At 72.0% G+C, this 13,625-nt stretch carries 14 protein-coding genes and 1 tRNA gene; 13 read left to right on the top strand and 2 right to left on the bottom strand.

Annotation, left to right across the window (positions count from 1 at the left end):
* On the top strand, window positions 1-1,128 hold the full coding sequence (locus N1F89_RS07885) for an ATP-dependent RecD-like DNA helicase (RefSeq protein ID WP_290083130.1): 1,128 nt from the start codon (window positions 1-3) through the stop codon (window positions 1,126-1,128).
* A gap of 16 nt (window positions 1,129-1,144) precedes the next feature.
* Here N1F89_RS07885 and N1F89_RS07880 read toward each other — a convergent pair whose 3' ends face one another.
* Window positions 1,145-1,549: an STAS/SEC14 domain-containing protein gene (locus N1F89_RS07880; protein WP_290083128.1), complete on the bottom strand. Its 405-nt coding sequence runs from the start codon at window positions 1,547-1,549 to the stop codon at window positions 1,145-1,147.
* A 118-nt stretch (window positions 1,550-1,667) separates the two neighbouring features.
* On the opposite strand from N1F89_RS07880, the gene N1F89_RS07875 reads away from it, so the two are divergent.
* The 5 genes from N1F89_RS07875 (at window position 1,668) to N1F89_RS07855 (ending at window position 5,359) form a co-directional block, all read left to right on the top strand.
* Entirely contained in the window at window positions 1,668-2,453 is a 786-nt protein-coding gene (locus N1F89_RS07875) for a pyridoxine 5'-phosphate synthase (RefSeq protein WP_290083127.1), read from the top strand.
* Between the two features lie 60 nt (window positions 2,454-2,513).
* On the top strand, window positions 2,514-2,948 hold the full coding sequence (locus N1F89_RS07870) for a MarR family winged helix-turn-helix transcriptional regulator (protein ID WP_290083125.1): 435 nt from the start codon (window positions 2,514-2,516) through the stop codon (window positions 2,946-2,948).
* Window positions 2,949-3,222: 274 nt separating this feature from the next.
* On the top strand, window positions 3,223-3,876 hold the full coding sequence (locus N1F89_RS07865; protein ID WP_290083122.1) for a TetR/AcrR family transcriptional regulator C-terminal domain-containing protein: 654 nt from the start codon (window positions 3,223-3,225) through the stop codon (window positions 3,874-3,876).
* A 30-nt stretch (window positions 3,877-3,906) separates the two neighbouring features.
* The gene (ilvC, locus tag N1F89_RS07860) at window positions 3,907-4,926 is read left to right on the top strand and encodes a ketol-acid reductoisomerase (protein ID WP_290083121.1); all 1,020 of its coding nucleotides are present in this window, start codon (window positions 3,907-3,909) and stop codon (window positions 4,924-4,926) included.
* 145 nt (window positions 4,927-5,071) lie between these two features.
* Window positions 5,072-5,359, top strand: a complete 288-nt coding sequence (locus N1F89_RS07855; RefSeq protein WP_290083119.1) for a PilZ domain-containing protein — start codon at window positions 5,072-5,074, stop codon at window positions 5,357-5,359.
* 91 nt (window positions 5,360-5,450) lie between these two features.
* Here the strand turns inward: N1F89_RS07855 and N1F89_RS07850 are convergent, their stop codons facing one another.
* Window positions 5,451-5,897 carry a BA14K family protein gene (locus N1F89_RS07850; protein ID WP_290083117.1) on the bottom strand — a complete coding sequence of 149 codons (447 nt, stop codon included), beginning with the start codon at window positions 5,895-5,897 and terminating at the stop codon, window positions 5,451-5,453.
* A 157-nt stretch (window positions 5,898-6,054) separates the two neighbouring features.
* On the opposite strand from N1F89_RS07850, the gene N1F89_RS07845 reads away from it, so the two are divergent.
* The 7 genes from N1F89_RS07845 (at window position 6,055) to N1F89_RS07815 (ending at window position 13,600) form a co-directional block, all read left to right on the top strand.
* The gene (locus N1F89_RS07845; RefSeq protein ID WP_290083115.1) at window positions 6,055-7,170 is read left to right on the top strand and encodes an endonuclease/exonuclease/phosphatase family protein; all 1,116 of its coding nucleotides are present in this window, start codon (window positions 6,055-6,057) and stop codon (window positions 7,168-7,170) included.
* The gene (locus tag N1F89_RS07840) at window positions 7,167-7,916 is read left to right on the top strand and encodes a hypothetical protein (RefSeq protein WP_290083113.1); all 750 of its coding nucleotides are present in this window, start codon (window positions 7,167-7,169) and stop codon (window positions 7,914-7,916) included. The genes N1F89_RS07845 and N1F89_RS07840 overlap by 4 nt, the downstream gene beginning before the upstream one ends.
* Window positions 7,917-8,011: 95 nt before the next feature.
* Window positions 8,012-8,932, top strand: a complete 921-nt coding sequence (locus tag N1F89_RS07835) for a PhzF family phenazine biosynthesis protein (RefSeq protein ID WP_290083111.1) — start codon at window positions 8,012-8,014, stop codon at window positions 8,930-8,932.
* Between the two features lie 605 nt (window positions 8,933-9,537).
* Window positions 9,538-9,613, top strand: a tRNA-Lys gene (locus tag N1F89_RS07830).
* A gap of 240 nt (window positions 9,614-9,853) precedes the next feature.
* Window positions 9,854-10,804, top strand: a complete 951-nt coding sequence (locus tag N1F89_RS07825; protein WP_290083108.1) for a LysR family transcriptional regulator — start codon at window positions 9,854-9,856, stop codon at window positions 10,802-10,804.
* 340 nt (window positions 10,805-11,144) lie between these two features.
* The gene (locus N1F89_RS07820; RefSeq protein WP_290083106.1) at window positions 11,145-12,773 is read left to right on the top strand and encodes an ABC transporter substrate-binding protein; all 1,629 of its coding nucleotides are present in this window, start codon (window positions 11,145-11,147) and stop codon (window positions 12,771-12,773) included.
* Between the two features lie 242 nt (window positions 12,774-13,015).
* Window positions 13,016-13,600 carry an amino acid synthesis family protein gene (locus N1F89_RS07815; RefSeq protein ID WP_290083103.1) on the top strand — a complete coding sequence of 195 codons (585 nt, stop codon included), beginning with the start codon at window positions 13,016-13,018 and terminating at the stop codon, window positions 13,598-13,600.
* Window positions 13,601-13,625 lie beyond the last annotated feature (25 nt).

The raw sequence follows: 13,625 nt of genomic DNA, 5'->3' as shown, positions 1-13,625 counted from the left end.
ATGCAGTTCTCGCCGCAGCAGGATGCCGCGCTCCAGGCGGTGTCGCGCTGGCTCAAGGAGGGCCGGCCGCAGATCTTCCGCCTGTTCGGCTATGCCGGCACGGGCAAGACGACGCTGGCGCGCCATTTCGCCGAGCATGTCGACGGCGACGTGCAGTTCGCCGCCTTCACCGGCAAGGCGGCGCAGGTGCTGCGCGCGCGCGGCGCGGCCAACGCGCGCACCATCCACTCGCTGATCTACCGGCCGCGCGGCGAGGAGACGGTGGAGGACGAGACGACCGGCCGCACGCTCGTCTCGCCGGCCTTCTCGCTCAACCGGCAGAGCCCGGTGTCGCGCGCCAAGCTGATCATCATCGACGAGTGCTCGATGGTCGACGAGGCGCTCGGCCGCGACCTCCTGTCCTTCGGCACGCCGGTGCTGGTGCTCGGCGATCCCGCGCAGCTGCCGCCGATCTCCGGCGGCGGCTTCTTCACCGAGCACGAGCCGGACTTCCTCCTGACCGAGATCCACCGCCAGGCGCGCGACAACCCGATCGTGCGGCTGGCGCTCGACGTGCGCGAGGGCCGCGAGTTCATGCATGGCGACTACGGCACGGCGCAGGTGATCGGCCGCGCCGACGTCGACAGCGAGCGCGTGCTGGCGGCCGACCAGGTGCTGGTCGGCACCAACCGCACGCGGCGGCGCTACAACCAGCGGCTGCGCGAGCTCAAGGACTTCGACGGCCTGCTGCCGCAGGCCGGCGACAAGATGGTGTGCCTGCGCAACGACCCGGCCAAGGGCCTGCTCAACGGCTCGCTGTGGAAGGTGATGACCGCCTCGCGCGAGACCTCGAAGCCGGGCATCAACCTGCTGGTGTCGCCCGAGGAGGACGACCCCGACCGCGGCGTCGCCAAGATCCGGCTGCTCAAGGCCGCCTTCGAGGCGCCGGGCGAGGAGATCGCCTGGCAGCTCAGGAAGCGCTTCGACGATTTCGACTACGGCTATGCGCTGACCGTGCACAAGGCGCAGGGCTCGCAGTGGGACGACGTGGTGCTGTTCGACGAAAGCCGCGCCTTCCGCGACACGCGCCAGCAGTGGCTCTACACGGCCATCACGCGGGCGGCGGAGCGGCTGACCATCGTGCGCTGAGCCGGCCGCGGCCGGCTCATGCCACCGGGCGCGGCCGGGCGTCGATCCAGGCCCAGGCCTCGTCCGCCTCGTCGGCCGCGAAATGCTTCATCTCGACCGACACGAAGGGCCGGAAGACGGCGATCGCGCCGGCCATCCAGCCCGGGCCGCCGACGACGGCGTATTTGCGGATGTGCTTCAGCGCGTTGGTCTTGCCGAGCATGGTGGCATCGGTGAGGATGGCGTTCCAGTCGAAGCCCTCGTAGTCGTGGATCAGCACGATCAGGTCGATCTTGTCGTGCTGGCGATAGGCCGCCTCGAGCAGGCCGTAGGCGTTCTCCACGTCGGGCGCGGCGATGTGGCCTGTGATCTCGAAGGCATAGGCGTCGGCGCGGTCGGTCTCGATGCGGCGGACCACCGGCGGCGGGCTGTACTCGCTCATGACCTCTTCCCGTGGATTTTCAGCATCTTGTTCAACGAAACAACACCTACAGGCCCTAGGCGTTCCCGGTGCGGCCATTATAGGGTCGCGCCTGCGCTCTGCCAGACAGGTTCCCGCCATGCCCGCCAAGCTCTCGGTCAATCTCAACGCCATCGCCATGCTGCGCAACCGGCGCGACCTGCCGTGGCCGAGCGTCACGCGGCTCGGCCGCATCGCGCTCGAGGCCGGCGCGCACGGCCTGACGGTGCATCCGCGGCCCGACCAGCGCCACATCCGCTTTTCCGACCTGCCGGAGCTGCGCGCGCTGATCGACGACCTGTTCCCGCAGGCCGAGTTCAACATCGAGGGCTATCCGTCGGACGACTTCCTGCGGCTGGTCGAGGAGACCGAGCCGGAGCAGGTGACGCTGGTGCCCGACGACCCGGCGCAGGCGACCTCCGACCACGGCTGGGCCTTCGTCGAGGCGGCGGCGCTGCTGACGCCGGTCGTCGCGCGGCTCAAGCGCGGCGGCTGCCGCGTCTCGCTGTTCGCGAACCCCGATGCGGACCGGGCGGCGCTGGAGGCGGCGAAGGCGACCGGCGCCGACCGGATCGAGCTCTACACCGGGCCCTATGGCGCCTGCCACGACGACTCCGGAAAGGCCGCCAAGGCCCTGGAAACGCTCGGCAAGACGGCCGACATGGCAGCCGCGCTCGGGCTCGGGGTCAACGCCGGGCACGATCTGACGGTCGACAACCTGCCGGCGCTCGCCGCGCGCATCCCGGCGCTTGCCGAGGTGTCGATCGGGCACGGGCTGACCGCCGACGCGCTGGAGCACGGCATGGCGGCGACCGTCGGCCGCTTTCTCGCCGCGCTCGGGCGGGAGGCGACGCCGGACCGCCCCTTTGCACGGAGCCCGGCATAGCCTAGGCTGCGTTGCGGCGCAGCACCACGCGCCGACCCCGCAACCCGTCCGCGTCCAGCCATGGCCTTCCTCGACGATCCCGGAACCGACAACGCCCCGATCGAAGCCTGGTCGCGGCTGCTGCGCGTCTCGCGGCTCCTGTCGGAAACGGCGGAGGAGCGGCTGTCGGCGCACGGCCTGCCGCCGCTCGCCTGGTACGACGTCCTGCACGAGCTCGCCGCCGCCGAGGGCGGCATCGGTCAGGACGCGCTGGCGCGGCGCATGGTCATGGCGGGCGACGATCTCGCCCGCCTGCTCGGCGCGCTCGAGGCGAAGGACCTGGTGCAGCGCGGCGGCGCCGGCGGCCAGGTGATCCACGTCACCGATGCCGGCCGGCGCATGCACCGGCGCATGTGGGGCGTCTACGGCCCGTCGGTCAGCCGGCTGATCGCCGACCGGCTGGCGCCGGAGGAGGTCGCCGCCCTGTCGGCCGCGCTCGACCGGCTGCGCGGCTGAGGCAGCATTCGTCCGCCACGGGCATGCGCCGGGCGACCGTGGTCCGCTCGTGCCGTCGCGGCCCGTCGCGCGGCAGGGCGGGGCGCCGGATCCCGTGTCTTCTGCCTCTTGAACCGAACCGTAACGTACGGTACGGCTGTGCCGCTCGAGCGTGTCCGGGCGGAGCACGGGCCGGTTCGCCGGCCGCAACCGCGGCGGGACGGTGCCTCGGGGCCGCGCCGCGGTTCACGGGCGCGGCAGACCGGCTGCGGGCCGGCAACGGGGACTTGCGCCGATGGTGATCGAGGTGGGCGACGGTGAGGGGCTGAGCGCGCGCCAGCGCCAGGTGCTCGACGCCGCGCTCGCGCTGCTCGTGGCCGAAGGCGACCGGCTGACCATGACCGGCGTGGCGCGGTGCGCCAACTGCTCGAAGGAAACGCTCTACAAGTGGTTCGGCGGCCGCGACGGGCTGCTCACCGCGATCGTGCAGTGGCAGGCCTCCGGCGTGCGCATCGCGCCCGTCGGCACCGGCACCATCGACCGGCCGGCGCTGGCGGCCCGGCTCGAGCGCTTCGCCGCCGACTGGCTCGCCGTCATCACCTCGCCGACCTCCGTCGCGCTCAACCGGCTGGCGGTCGGCCATGCCGGCACCGGCGAGGCCGATCTCGGCCGCACGGTGCTCGCCAACGGTCGCTTCGCGCTCGCCCGCCGGCTGAAGCCGGTGCTGGAGGCGGCGCGGGCGGCCGGCCTCGTCGCCTTCGACGACGCGGAGGAGGCGTTCCGCACCTTCTTCGGCCTGGTCGTGCGCGACGTCCAGATCCGCCTGCTGCTCGGCGACCGCGCGCGCCCCGAGGGGGCCGCGATCGCCGCCGACGCGGCGCGCGCCACCACGCAGTTTCTCGCCCTCTACGGGGTGCGAAGCCGGCCCGCCCGGGCCGGACAGACCTGATCCTGAAACGCTGAAAGGAAGGAAACGACGATGCGTGTCTACTACGATCGCGATGCCGATCTCAATCTCATCAAGGGCAAGAAGGTCGCCGTCATCGGCTACGGCAGCCAGGGCCGGGCGCACGCGCTCAACCTGAAGGAGTCCGGCGTCAAGGAGGTGGCCGTGGCGCTGCGCGCCGGCTCGTCGAGCGCGCGCAAGGCGGAGGCCGACGGCCTCAAGGTGATGACCGTCGCCGAGGCGGCCGGCTGGGCCGACCTGATGATGATGGCCACACCCGACGAGCTGCAGGCCGGCATCTACAGCGCCGAGATCGCGCCCAACATCCGCGACGGCGCGGCGATCGCCTTCGCGCACGGCCTCAATGTGCATTTCGGCCTGATCGAGCCGAAGGGCTCGATCGACGTGCTGATGGTGGCGCCCAAGGGGCCCGGTCACACCGTGCGCGGCGAGTATCAGAAGGGCGGCGGCGTGCCGTGCCTGGTCGCCGTCCATCAGGACGCCTCCGGCAACGCCCTCGATCTCGGCCTGTCCTATGCCTGCGCCATCGGCGGCGGCCGCTCCGGCATCATCGAGACCTCGTTCCGCGAGGAGTGCGAGACCGACCTGTTCGGCGAGCAGGTGGTGCTGTGCGGCGGCATGGTCGAGCTGATCCGCGCCGGGTTCGAGACGCTGGTCGAGGCCGGCTACGCGCCCGAGATGGCCTATTTCGAGTGCCTGCACGAGGTCAAGCTGATCGTCGACCTGATGTATGAGGGCGGCATCGCCAACATGAACTACTCGATCTCCAACACCGCCGAGTGGGGCGAGTACGTGTCGGGGCCGCGCATCATCACCGACGAGACGCGGGCCGAGATGCGGCGCGTGCTGAAGGACATCCAGACCGGCCGCTTCACCTCCGAGTGGATGCAGGAGTGGCATTCCGGCGCGGCCCGCTTCAAGGCGACGCGGCGGCTCAACGACGGCCACCAGATCGAGGCGGTCGGCGAGAAGCTGCGCGGCATGATGCCGTGGATCTCGGCCAACAAGCTGGTCGACAAGGACAAGAACTGAGGCTGGCGCCGCGGCCCCTGGCGGGTCGCGGCCGGCCTTTGCCCGCCGCGCCGGATCGCCTCCGGCGCGGCGTCCCGTTTCGGGACAGAACGGTCTGGCACGGCGTTTGCTCCTTCTGCCGGCATGGCAGAGAAGGAGATCGGCCATGATCCCGATAACCGACAAGTCGATCGGCCTCGACGGCCGTGTCTTCGCCGAGCGGCGCGGCACGCTGCGCCGCCGGGTTCTCAAGGGTGCGCGTCTCGTCTTCGGCAACCGGCAGTGCACGCTGGTCGGCACCGCGCGCGACATGTCGAGCGCCGGCGCGCGCATCCGCTTCGGCGACATCTGCGCCGTGGCCGAACGGTTCGTTCTGGAAATCGACGGCGAGGCGCCGCGCCAGGCCGAGGTGCGCTGGCGCTCGCTCACCGAGGTCGGCGTCGCCTTCGTCTGAGCGGCGCGGCACGGGTCCCGTGGGGACGGGGCGGCTGGGGCGGCCGGCGGCGCAGGGCCGCCGGCCGGTTCCCGGTCACGCCGGCCGCGGCTCAGTAGTAGGGCGAGCGGCAGGCCTTGCGCGGGCCGTGATAGGGCTGGAACGTGTTGTCCCAGGCCCGGTAGGTCTTGTAGCGGCGGTCGCACCAGCGCACATGAGCGGCCGGCAGGCCCGGGCGGGCATAGCCCGGCCGCACGTAGCGGGGCCGCACGTAGCGCGGGCGGACATAGGTGTCCGGCACGCCGAAATACAGGAAGATGCCGCTGCGGCCGCGCGGCCGCCAGTGGTGCCGCGAGCCGTGCCGGCCGCCGCGGCGCCAGTGGCGGCGGTCGCGGTGGCGCACCTCGACGACGTCGGAGGCGGCCTGGCCGCTCGCCGCGCGGGCATCGACGGTCGCGGCGGCCATCGCCGGGGCCGGGCCGGCCGAAGCCGGCAGGCTTGCCGCCGCCGAAAGCGCCAGCGCGCCGGAGACGGCCAGGATCAGGGTTCTCAGTCTCATCGCATGACTCCTCGTTGCCCGGGTGCGCGACGGCAGCGCGCGTCCCGAGCCTGTCGTGTCCCAAACGCCCTGGCGGCACCCTGCCTGCGGCGACCTGAACCGCCGATGAACGCGCGCAATGGTTGCCAAGCCCGGCTTTGTCGCATAGTGGCCGGCCATGTCCGTGCGCGTGGCCACCTTCAACGTCGAGAACCTGATGAACCGGTTCGACTTTTCCGGCTACCGCAACGAGCTGCGGCAGGACCGGGCGCTGGCCCTGTTCGAGGTCGCCGACGAGGAGGAGTACCGCGCGCTCGAGCGGGCCCGCACCATCGCCCACACCGACGACACCCGCCAGCTCACCGCGCTCGCCATCACCGCCACGCGGTCCGACATCCTGTGCCTGCAGGAGGTCGACAACCTGGCCGCGCTCAAGGCGTTCGAATACGGCTACCTGTTCAAGATGGTCGGCGAGGGCTACCGCGAGAAGTACTCCGCCGCCGGCAATGACGGGCGCGGCATCGACGTGGCGGTGATGCTGCGCGAGCGGACGCGGCACGGCCAGCCGATCGACTTCGTGCGCATGACCAGCCACGCGCACGTCACCTTCGCCGATTTCGGCCTGCACAACGCGGCGCTCGACGCGCTCGGCATCGCGCCGCACGAACGCATCTTCCGGCGCGACTGCCTGGAGATCGACGTCACCGTCGGCGGTCGGCCGCTGACGCTGTTCCTGGTGCATTTCAAGTCGATGGGCCCGCCGCGCGACGGGCTGTCGGGGCGCGCGGCCTCGATGCCGGTGCGCCATGCCGAGGCGGCGGCCGTGCGGCGCATCGTCGAGCAGCGCTTCGGCGGTGCCGGGCGCGCGGCGCGCAAGCGCTGGATGATCGTCGGCGACCTCAACGACTACCGCGAGCGGGTGATCGTCGGCGGCGACGCGCATGAGGGCTACACCTTCGACCCGGTGACGGAGCGCGGCTCGTCGATCGACGTGCTGACGGCCGGCGGCTTCTGCGAGAACGTCGTCGAGCGGCGCCCGGCGCTCGACCGCTGGACGCTCTACCACACGCGCGGGCCGGCCGAGCGGCATCTGTGCCAGCTCGACTATCTGCTGCTGTCGCCGGCGCTCGCCCGCCACAACGCGCGTGCCGTGCCCGACATCGTGCGCGGCGGCCAGCCCTGGCGCACGGTGTTTCCGCCCGGCCAGGAGGTCGAGCGCTTCCCGCGCGTCGGCTGGGACCGGCCGAAGGCCTCCGACCACTGCCCGGTGGCCGTCAGCCTCGACATCGCATGACGGCCGCGCCGGCCGGCTTCGCCGTGGCGCCGGGCGCGGTGGCGCCGGTCGACGAGGCGGAGCTGCGCTTCGACCCCGCGCCGCATCCCTTCGAGAGCGCCAACGGGCCGGCCATCACAGCTGCCTGGGCGCGCGCCAAGGCGGCCAATCCGGCGCTCTACGACGGCCGGGTGATGCTGTTCTCGCGGCTCGGCTATGCCGGCGGCCGGCTGGCCGGGCGCTGCCACGCGGTGCGCTTCGCCACCTTCCTGCACTGGCGCGCGCGGCACGGCCATGCGCCGACGCTGCACGCCTATGCCCACGCGGTGATCGCCGGCAGCGACGGCGCGCTGGTCGCCGTGCGCATGGCCGCCCATACCGCCAATGCCGGGCGCGTCTACTTCGCCGCCGGCTCCTTCGAGCCGGCCGACTTGAGCGACGGCCGGCTCGACATCGACGCCAACATGGCGCGCGAGGTGGCCGAGGAGACCGGCCTCGACCTCGGCCGGGCGCGCCGCGAGCCGGCGCTCGGCCTGCACCGCGCGCCGAACGGCACGGTGCTGTTCCGCCGCTACCGCTTCGACGAGCCGGCCGCGCGGCTGGCCGCGCGCATCCGCGCCCATGTCGCGGCCGTCGGCGAGCCGGAGATCGACGGCCCGGTGGTGATCGCCGCGCCGCAGGCCGCGCCGGCGGCGCTGGCGCCGCAGATGCCGGCGCTGCTCGCCTGGCACTTCGCGACGCCTGCGGCAGGGCCGGCCGACCGATGAGGCCAGCCCGCGCGCGGCCTTTCGCCGCCGCCGCCGCGCCCCTATAACCGATGACCGCTGCCGACACACCGCACACGGCATCAGGGAGGGCGACGATGGGCCGAAGGCGCTACCGCATCTACGACGTGTTCGCCGAGACGGCGCTGGCCGGCAATCCGCTCGCCGTGGTCGACGACGCGGACGGCCTCGACGACGCGACGATGCAGGCGATCGCCCGCGAGTTCAACCTGTCGGAGACCGTGTTCCTCTGCCGCCCCGGCAACCCGGTGCACGCGGCGGCCGTGCGCATCTTCACGCCGGCGCACGAGCTGCCCTTCGCCGGCCACCCGACGGTCGGCAGCGCGGTGGCGCTGGCCGAGGACCGGGCCGCGCAGGGCGACGGCGGCGAGACGGCGCTGCTGGTGCTCGAGGAGGGGGTGGGCGCGGTGCGCTGCGCGGTGACGCTGACGGCCGGCGGCCCCGGCTTCGCCGAGTTCGACCTGCCGCGGCTGCCCGCCGCCGTCCCCTTCGAGGCCTCGAACGAGGCGGTCGCCGCCGCGCTCGGCCTCGATCACCACGCGATCGGCTTCGAGAACCACGCCGTCAGCGCCTGGAGCGCGGGCGTGCCCTATGTCTGCGTGCCGGTGGCCGACCTGGAGGCGGCCGGCCGCGCCCGCATCGACGCCCGGCTGTGGGACGCCATCGCGCCGCGCGAGGGGGCGGTGACGGCCGACCCCTATGTCTACTGCCGCGAGACGGTGAACCACGACTGCGCCTTCCATGCGCGCATGTTCGCGCCCGACGCCGGCATCGCCGAGGACCCGGCGACCGGCTCGGCGGCGGCCGCCTTCGTCGGCGCGGTGCTGCGCTTCGACGCGCCGGTCGACGGCGCCCACCGACTGTGGATCGAGCAGGGCATCGAGATGGGCCGGCCCTCGCGCATCCGCGTCGAGATCGACGTGGCCGGCGGCAAGCTGGCCGGCGGGCGCATCGGAGGCCAGGCCGTGCGCATCGCCGAGGGCACGCTGTTCGTGTGAGGGCCGGGGCCGCTCTGCCCTTCACGGTCCGCAGATCGGCTCCAGATTATTGCCTTGCCGCGTTTGCCGACGGCGAACCCTCTCCACGTCGCCTGGAAGCGCTCTGGGGCAGGAGAGCAGCGGGCCCCGCGACCGCCTCGGGCGGGCAGCAGCAGTCCGCCCGGCGGGCTTGCGGGCCCGACCGCGGCCGGTCGCGGGTGGCGATGCGCCGGCCGCGCGCCCGGAGCCCCATGGTGGACCTGCCGTCTCTTCCCGATGCGCCGGCCCTTGCACGATCACGCACCGCCACCATCCTGTTAGAGCCGATCTGCTATGCACGGAATCGCAGATCGGCTCCGAGTATTGTCTTGCCGCGTTTGCGAACGGCGAACCCTCTCCACGTCGCCTGGAAGCGCTCTGGCACGCGGGCGGCAGGGGCGGGGACGGCGCCGTCCCGCCGGCGCGCCACGGGGGGCGGGAAGGGCGCTTCGGCCCGCTTGCGCGGCAGGCCGCCCGGCGTGACGGCAAGGCCTTGCATGGCCGCGCGAAACGGGTTAATGAGCCGCCACGCAACGCGCCCCGCCCGTCACGGCGGCCGGGGTCGCCGCGCCGCCGCAAGGCCGGTCGGGTGATTAGCTCAGTTGGTAGAGCAGCTGACTCTTAATCAGCGGGTCGTAGGTTCGATCCCTACATCACCCACCAATTTCAAACATTTGGCGCAATCGATAGCGATCGGCTTTTGAGGGGTCGCTACTGCTTTGTGCGAGCGCTGCTTGCCACCACATCCGCCCGCCGGCGCGTGCGGGCTTGCATCGGCGTGCGCTCTGGGCTTGGCTTGTCGGCATCCGCGCCGGACGAGCTTGCGGTGCGGGCGCGCGGCGGCCGGCGGCGGCCGCGGCGGCGGGCGAGAGGCAGCGTGCGGGCGGAGGCGTTTTCAGGGCGATGCAGTGGAGCCTCCGTCACCTGCGCTATCTGCTGGCCGCCGCCGAGCAGGGCAGCATCGCGCGCGCCGCCGGCCAGCTCGGCGTCTCGCAAGCGGCCGTCGGCGCGGCGATCAACAATCTCGAGGATGCCTTCCGCGTGCGCGTCTTCGTGCGCCAGCCCGGCCGCGGCCTGTCGCTGACGCCGCTCGGCCGGGACCTGGTCCTGCGCGCCAAGGCGCTGGTCCACGAGGCCGAGACCTTCGAGGCGCATGCCGCGCAGCTCAGCCAGCACCTGTCCGGCCCGATCAACGTCGCCTGCTTCTTTCCGGCCGCCTCCTTCGTCATGCCGCGGCTGATCGCCACCATGGCGGCGCAGTATCCGGCGATCTCCATCTCGCTGTTCGAGGGCGACGTCTACGAGGTGTTCCAGAAGCTCAGCGACGGCTCGGCCGACATCGGCCTGACCTACGACCTGCTGGTCAACGAGCGCGTCGTCTTCGAGCCGCTCCTGTCGGTGCCGCTCTACGTGCTGCTGCCGGCCGACAGCCCGCTCGCCCAGGCCGGCGACGTCAGCCTGTTCGACCTCGCCCGGCAACCCTACATCATGCTCGACCTGCCGGGCTCGCGCGAATGGTTCCTGCAGGTGTTCCGCCGCTACGGGCTGGAGCCGCGCATCCGCTTCCGCACGCGCTCGACCGACATGGTGCGCAGCCTGGTGGCCAACGGCCAGGGCTTCTCGCTGCTCGGCTTCCGGGCGCCGGCGGAGCGTTCGCACGAGGGCGTCGAGCTGCGCTACCTGCCGATCCGCGAGGACCTGCCGACGGCGCGCTTCGGGCTGGCCTATGCCGACCAGTCACGCAAGACGCGCGCCGTGGAGGCCTTCGCCGGGCTGGCGCGCGCGCTGCTCGGCGTGCTGCGCCGCGAGCTCGAGCAGGCCGCCGGCCAGCCGCCGCCGGCAGGCCGCTCCTAGAGCCTTTCTGCGTTTCACGCAGACCGGTGGCAGCGCGTTGCTTCGACGCGCTTGCGGACGGCGAACCGGTTTCCACGTCGCCTGGAAACGCGCCAGGCCGGCCGCAGCGCGGCCTCGCCGGCGCATGCGCCGACCATTTTATCGACCTTTTTCAAGGGTTTCGTGCGTCAGCTGGCGGCCGTGCGCCCGGCCGCGCGGCGTTGCGGCCGTCTCATCAGATTTTCTGATGAAGTTCCTCGCGACGGCCTTCTTTGTGCCGCCGGACGATTGCCCCGGAGCCGCGTTCAGGTAGCGTCGGTGCAACAACAACGGAAAACCGGAGCAAATGGGAGACCGCACGATGAGAACGCTCACGACGACATTGACCGCGACGCGCCGCGCGCTCCTGCTCGGCAGCGCGCTCACCCTGGCCGCCGTGCTGGCGCCGGGTGCCGGGCTGCTGGCGCAGGAGGAGACGCCGAAGAGGGGCGGCACGCTGGTCGTCGGCCACGATTCCTTCCGCCATCTCAACTCGGCCATCCAGACCGGCAACTCGACCGGCGTGCCGGCCGCGCAGATCTTCGCCGGCCTGGTGCGCATCGATGCGGATTTCGAGCCGCAGCCCTATCTCGCCGAGAGCTGGGAGATCGCCGAGGACGGCCTGTCGGCGACCTTCCGGCTGGTCGAGGGGGCGACCTTCCACGACGGCGAGCCGATCACCGCCGGGGACGTCCGCTTCTCGATCGAGACGGTGAAGGCCAACTCCGCCGTCGGGCCGACCATGTACCGCGCGGTCAGCGCCATCGAGACGCCGGACCCGCGCACCGTCGTCATCCGCATGTCCGACCCCATCCCCTTCCTGTTGCAGGCGCTGGCGCCGGCGCTCACGCCGATCATTCCCGAGCACGTGTTCGGCGGCGAGGGCGACATCAAGACCCATCCGGCCAACGCCGCGCCGGTCGGCTCGGGGCCGTTCAAGTTCGTCGAGTGGCAGCGCGGCCAGCACGTCGTGCTGGAGCGCAACGACGACTACTTCCGCGACGGGCTGCCCTATCTCGACCGCATCATCTTCCTGACCTTCGACGATCCGACCAAGCGCCGGCTGGCGATCACCAACGGGACGACGCACTACACGGCGTTCTCCGGCATCAAGTTCGCCGACATCAAGAAGCTCGCGGAGGACCCCGACCTGGTGGTCACCTCGCGCGGCTACGAGGCGCTGGGGCCGACCAACTTCCTCGAGTTCAACCTGCGCAAGGCGCCGCTCGACGATCCCCGGGTGCGCCAGGCGATCGCCCATGCGATCGACCGCGAGTTCATCACCGAGGAGCTGCATCACGGCGTCTCGCGGCCGCTGCGCGGGCCCTTCCACCACGGCAACCCGTTCGCCGCGCCCGACAGCCTGGTGACCTACGAGCACGACCTCGACAAGGCGCGCGCGCTGCTCGACGAGGCGGGGCTGGCGCCCGACGAGGACGGCATCCGCGCCAGCTTCACGCTCGACGTGCCGACCTTCCACCCCGACAGCATGCGCACGGTGGCCGAGTATCTGCGCCCGCAGCTTCGCAAGATCGGCCTCGACGTCGCGGTGCGCATCAGCCCGGACTACGCCACTTGGGCGAGCCGGGTGGGAAGCTGGGAGCACGACATGACGATGAGCGGGACCTGGAACAATCCCGACCCGGTCATCGGCGTCAACCGCAGCTTCCTGTGCGACTCGCCGCGCAAGGGCGTCGTGTTCTCCAACACCGGCGGCTACTGCAACGAGGAGGTCGACAAGCTGCTCGATGCCGCCGCCGTGGAGACCGACATGGCCGAGCGCCAGGCGATCTATGCCGAGGTGCAGAAGATCGTCACCGGCGATCTGCCGCTCGTGTGGACCAACGAGGAGCCCTACACGACGATCTACACCAAGGCCGTCAAGAACCCGCCGAACAGCGTGTGGGGCGCGATGAGCCCGATGGACGAGGTGTGGCTCGCCGAGGACTGAAGCGTTTCCAGGCGAAGCGGACACCGGTTCGCCGTCCGCAAACGCGTCGAAACAGTACCTGGAGCCGATCTGCACGTCGGTGACAAGCAGATCGGCTCCAGCCCCCGGCCGGCGGGGTCCGGTTCCCGGACCGGCGGTCGACACCGCAGCAGAAAGAAAGGCACGGCCGCGCAGCGGACCGAAGCGGCCGGCGCCCCGCGAGGCGCCGGAGCGGAAGGTTCGTGCCGGCGCGAGAGGCATCGATGGACGAGATCGCCCCCAGGATCCAGCGCACGATCGTCGAGACCGTTCACCACGAGGGCGGTCCGCCCGCGCGGCCGCCGCTGCGCCGCGCCGCCGTCCTGACGGTGATCCGCAACCCCTTCGCCGGGCGCTACGTCGCCGACATCGAGGGCTTCATGGAGACGCTGAAGCCGCTCGGCCGGTCGATGGCCGAAACCCTGCTTGCTGCGCTCGGCGTGGCGCCGCAGGCGGTCGAGGGCTTCGGCAAGGGTGCCATCGTCGGCGCCGACGGCGAGCTCGAGCACGGCGCGCTGTGGCATGCGCCCGGCGGCTACGCCATGCGCGCGGTGCTGGACGGGGCGAAGGCGATCGTGCCGTCGACCAAGAAGGTCGCCGCGCCCGGCGCGACGCTCGACGTGCCGATCACCCATGTCAACGCCTCCTACGTGCGCAGCCATTTCGACACGATGGAGATCGCCCAGCCGGGCGCGCCGCGCCGCGACGAGCTGCTCGTCGCGCTCGTCATGACGACCGGGGGCAGGGTGCATGCCCGGGTCGGCGGCCTGAAGGCCAGCGAAATCAGCGGCGCGGACGGCTTGCGCTAGCCGGTCCGCCCGAATCGTCCCCCGG

It is taken from the genome of Aquibium sp. A9E412 (assembly GCF_030398335.1).
Classification (GTDB): domain Bacteria; phylum Pseudomonadota; class Alphaproteobacteria; order Rhizobiales; family Rhizobiaceae; genus A9E412.
Note: the sequence above shows the minus strand (reverse complement) of the source record. Positions and strands in the feature narration are given on the sequence as shown.

Coding starts and splice junctions, on each gene's coding strand:
- N1F89_RS07885 (WP_290083130.1), top strand. CDS start 1: ATGCAGTTCTCGCCGCAGCAGGATGCCGCGCTCCAGGCGGTGTCGCGC.
- N1F89_RS07880 (WP_290083128.1), bottom strand. CDS start 1,549: ATGAGCGAGTACAGCCCGCCGCCGGTGGTCCGCCGCATCGAGACCGAC.
- N1F89_RS07875 (WP_290083127.1), top strand. CDS start 1,668: ATGCCCGCCAAGCTCTCGGTCAATCTCAACGCCATCGCCATGCTGCGC.
- N1F89_RS07870 (WP_290083125.1), top strand. CDS start 2,514: ATGGCCTTCCTCGACGATCCCGGAACCGACAACGCCCCGATCGAAGCC.
- N1F89_RS07865 (WP_290083122.1), top strand. CDS start 3,223: ATGGTGATCGAGGTGGGCGACGGTGAGGGGCTGAGCGCGCGCCAGCGC.
- ilvC (WP_290083121.1), top strand. CDS start 3,907: ATGCGTGTCTACTACGATCGCGATGCCGATCTCAATCTCATCAAGGGC.
- N1F89_RS07855 (WP_290083119.1), top strand. CDS start 5,072: ATGATCCCGATAACCGACAAGTCGATCGGCCTCGACGGCCGTGTCTTC.
- N1F89_RS07850 (WP_290083117.1), bottom strand. CDS start 5,897: ATGAGACTGAGAACCCTGATCCTGGCCGTCTCCGGCGCGCTGGCGCTT.
- N1F89_RS07845 (WP_290083115.1), top strand. CDS start 6,055: ATGTCCGTGCGCGTGGCCACCTTCAACGTCGAGAACCTGATGAACCGG.
- N1F89_RS07840 (WP_290083113.1), top strand. CDS start 7,167: ATGACGGCCGCGCCGGCCGGCTTCGCCGTGGCGCCGGGCGCGGTGGCG.
- N1F89_RS07835 (WP_290083111.1), top strand. CDS start 8,012: ATGGGCCGAAGGCGCTACCGCATCTACGACGTGTTCGCCGAGACGGCG.
- N1F89_RS07825 (WP_290083108.1), top strand. CDS start 9,854: ATGCAGTGGAGCCTCCGTCACCTGCGCTATCTGCTGGCCGCCGCCGAG.
- N1F89_RS07820 (WP_290083106.1), top strand. CDS start 11,145: ATGAGAACGCTCACGACGACATTGACCGCGACGCGCCGCGCGCTCCTG.
- N1F89_RS07815 (WP_290083103.1), top strand. CDS start 13,016: ATGGACGAGATCGCCCCCAGGATCCAGCGCACGATCGTCGAGACCGTT.